We start from the raw sequence: 955 nt of genomic DNA, 5'->3' as shown, positions 1-955 counted from the left end.
TCTCGTATTTTTTTATATATGTTCTTTCAGGTTTTTCTCTATAAACGAAATCGCCTTTCATTTTCATGCTTTCTATCATTGAGCGAATTCTTAATCTTATGCTTCCTGGACTCGATATTTCATCTACTTTGATTAAAGTCGGGTTTTTGCCGTAAGAATTTAATATAGATTTTATCTCGTCCGAAGTCGTAGCGTCTGGTCCGCATCCAAAACTGTTTATTTGAACGACTTCCAATTTCAAATCTTTTTGAGCCGCCGCCCATAAAGCCGCCTTAAACATTTTATTAGGGTAGGACCATTGAGTGAGGACTTGAACATCGGCAAGCGACTCTTCTATATCCAAACCGTCTTCCGTCAAAACATTTATTCCAAAAGACGCTATGGTTTCGGGTATTTTATGATTTATTAACGGGTCTATATGATAAGGGCGACTTACTATAAGAATTGTCGGAGTTTGACTTTCTTTAGCGTATTTTATTATTTTTGCGCCTTCTTTTTTCAACTCTTCTTTTACTCTAACTTGCTCTTTTAAAGCCTTTTTAAACGCTTTGTCGAAATCTTTTTTATCTATTCCCAAAATATTTACGAAATAAGCTTTGCATCCTTTATATAATAAATCTTCGTTTAGAAAACTTATGATTGGAGCGTCAAAAGGAATCCCGAATTTCGTTAGAGGACTTATCGAACTGTCTATAACATCGGGATATCCCGTTACCACAGGACAATTATAACTATTAACGCTTCCGTCATCCTCGCTTTTCTCCAAAACTACGGAAGGATAAAATATTCTGTCCACTCCAGATTCTATCAAATCGTATATATGTCCGTTGGCTATTTTTGCGGGAAAACATATATTGTCGCTCATAACCGTTCCCGAGCCTTTTTCTGCAATCGCCATGCTTGAAGGAGACGATAATTGAACTCTATAGCCGCATTCGGTAAGTATCGTAGCCCA

General features: G+C 36.9%; 1 protein-coding gene. It reads right to left on the bottom strand.

The annotated features are described in order from the left end of the window. Window positions 1-955, bottom strand: a 955-nt coding sequence (locus EZH24_RS12590; protein ID WP_236847257.1) for an acyl-CoA dehydratase activase-related protein, incomplete at both ends; no start/stop codon positions are given.

This window comes from Brachyspira catarrhinii (assembly GCF_005518285.1).
Classification (GTDB): Bacteria; Spirochaetota; Brachyspiria; order Brachyspirales; family Brachyspiraceae; genus Brachyspira; species Brachyspira catarrhinii.
Note: the sequence above shows the minus strand (reverse complement) of the source record. Positions and strands in the feature narration are given on the sequence as shown.